The sequence below is a fragment of the Clostridium sp. AF22-10 genome (genome assembly GCF_003478725.1).
Lineage (GTDB): Bacteria > Bacillota > Clostridia > Lachnospirales > Lachnospiraceae > Otoolea > Otoolea fessa.
On sequence record NZ_QUFZ01000064.1, the window covers coordinates 1 to 1,791 of the forward strand.

The following is a 1,791-nucleotide window of genomic DNA, read 5'->3' on the forward strand; positions in this document are numbered from 1 at the left end:
AGATAGATTTACATATATTGTCAAACCAGATGATTACATGAAATGTATTAGTTAAACTAAACTAGCATTTCATCTAATTATATAAAATAATACATATTAAAAGGAGAGAAAACGTTATGAACAGAGTAGAAAAAATGAATAAGGGAAGAGAAGTTGGAAAGGTATATGAGTACAAGAAGAATCCATATAAAACGGGTACAGTTGAGTATACTCATGAAGCAGCGGATAGAGCTGGTAAGAATGTATCTCATAAACTTCCTGTAGCTGAGTGGAAGAGTATTATGGCTAAACTTAAAAACGAACTGAGTAAACAGGAAATAGCAGCTAAAAAAGCTGATAGAAAAGAAGCCAGATGTTAAATAGGAGAATATACATATGAGTAAATTAAAAAACAATAAAACTTCTGGTTGTTTATACGCTATTGTATATTTATTGGTTACAGTCTTATGTGCAGGTATTTATTGGGGAATTACCTGTGGAGTAATTAAGTTGATTTGCATGTGTTTTGGACTAAAATTTAAATGGTTGATGGCGACTGGAGTTTGGCTTATTATTTTACTTCTAAGATTTTGGTTCAAAAGTGATAACAACAAATGATTCAAGGGGAGAATATAAATATGAGAACGAAATTACTTGGTAAGAATATCAAAAGAAAATGGTTTGTAGAAACTCATGTTGTTAATAAAGAAGCTGGTGAATGTGATGATAAAGTAACGTATACATTTGATGGTGTTCCAGAATTAAAAAATGATGAAACTTGTACTAATGAAGTTTTTATGGAATACAAAGGTGAACCATGTTTTAATCATAAAAAATGGAGTAGCTTAGTTGATATTATGAATATTTCAATGTCTGATTTAATTGGTCAAATGAATATTTCGGAAAATGAAACAGTGAATGTTTTTGATAAGATTTTCAGAGCTGATGAGGGTGACTATTGGTTATATACAGATAAAATTCTTTCCGAAGAAGATCAGAATAAATCAGAATTAGAAAAGAATTATCAGCATTGGATAAGCATTTTCAACAGAACAATGATTGAACAGGATAAAAAGTTAAAAGATCGTTGTGATTTATATAATCTTAATTATGAAAAGACAGACTCAGTTAAACTTTTTAAGGAAGTATATGGTTGTGAGAATGTTGAAATCAAGGATGGAAAACTTGTAAAAGATAACAAAGCGACACATATGGTATCAATGTTTGTAAATGGAGAAACAATAAGAATTCCAGCTAGTCTCAAATGAGAGAATATATAAGTGAGATTAATACAAATCATTTTATATAGAATTTCAATCCAATATGGATTGTTGATATAAATATTAAAAAGTAAAGGAGAATAAAATTATGAACAAGAAAACTAAGAGAGTAACAACACAGATTCACACAAGAAAATTAGACAGAAGTGCAGCAAGAAATCATATGAAGCAGAGAGGTATTACAGGAATTAATAAAAAGACTGCTGGTGAGAGTTTCTTTTCAAGAGCATGGAGAGAATATATTGAGAATTAAAAACAGGATTTCGAATTTTATCAAAAAGGTTAAAATGTCTGATGAAAAATTTCATGAGATGGAATTAGAGTCTAAATTTTATAAACGTATGATGAATGCGTTTTCTTATCAAGTCGATAGAAATACTAATGAATGCAGAGATAAACATGGTAATGTGCTTTGGAAATATATTGAGTCAGAAGATAGAAAACTTGATATAGATATTCCAAAACTTATTAAAGGTGCTGGTCTTTCTATCGATAAAGATAAAATCAAAATTAATATAAAAATGTGATATAA

The 1,791-nt window shown here is 28.9% G+C and carries 5 protein-coding genes; all 5 read left to right on the forward strand.

Going from position 1 to position 1,791, the window contains the following annotated elements; translation table 11 throughout:
- The first annotated feature begins 116 nt into the window (after positions 1-116).
- Entirely contained in the window at positions 117-359 is a 243-nt protein-coding gene (locus DWX91_RS16205) for a hypothetical protein (protein WP_118539821.1), read from the forward strand.
- Positions 360-375: 16 nt separating this feature from the next.
- Positions 376-597: a hypothetical protein gene (locus tag DWX91_RS16210; RefSeq protein WP_118539823.1), complete on the forward strand. Its 222-nt coding sequence runs from the start codon at positions 376-378 to the stop codon at positions 595-597.
- A 20-nt stretch (positions 598-617) separates the two neighbouring features.
- Positions 618-1,247, forward strand: a complete 630-nt coding sequence (locus DWX91_RS16215) for a hypothetical protein (RefSeq protein ID WP_118539825.1) — start codon at positions 618-620, stop codon at positions 1,245-1,247.
- Between the two features lie 100 nt (positions 1,248-1,347).
- Positions 1,348-1,512: a hypothetical protein gene (locus DWX91_RS16890; RefSeq protein WP_182435127.1), complete on the forward strand. Its 165-nt coding sequence runs from the start codon at positions 1,348-1,350 to the stop codon at positions 1,510-1,512.
- 34 nt (positions 1,513-1,546) lie between these two features.
- Positions 1,547-1,786: a hypothetical protein gene (locus DWX91_RS16220; protein WP_182435128.1), complete on the forward strand. Its 240-nt coding sequence runs from the start codon at positions 1,547-1,549 to the stop codon at positions 1,784-1,786.
- Positions 1,787-1,791: the final 5 nt, after the last annotated feature.

Excerpts from the sequence above, each read along its gene's own strand:
- DWX91_RS16205 (WP_118539821.1), top strand. The coding sequence starts at position 117 with ATGAACAGAGTAGAAAAAATGAATAAGGGAAGAGAAGTTGGAAAGGTA.
- DWX91_RS16210 (WP_118539823.1), top strand. The coding sequence starts at position 376 with ATGAGTAAATTAAAAAACAATAAAACTTCTGGTTGTTTATACGCTATT.
- DWX91_RS16215 (WP_118539825.1), top strand. The coding sequence starts at position 618 with ATGAGAACGAAATTACTTGGTAAGAATATCAAAAGAAAATGGTTTGTA.
- DWX91_RS16890 (WP_182435127.1), top strand. The coding sequence starts at position 1,348 with ATGAACAAGAAAACTAAGAGAGTAACAACACAGATTCACACAAGAAAA.
- DWX91_RS16220 (WP_182435128.1), top strand. The coding sequence starts at position 1,547 with ATGTCTGATGAAAAATTTCATGAGATGGAATTAGAGTCTAAATTTTAT.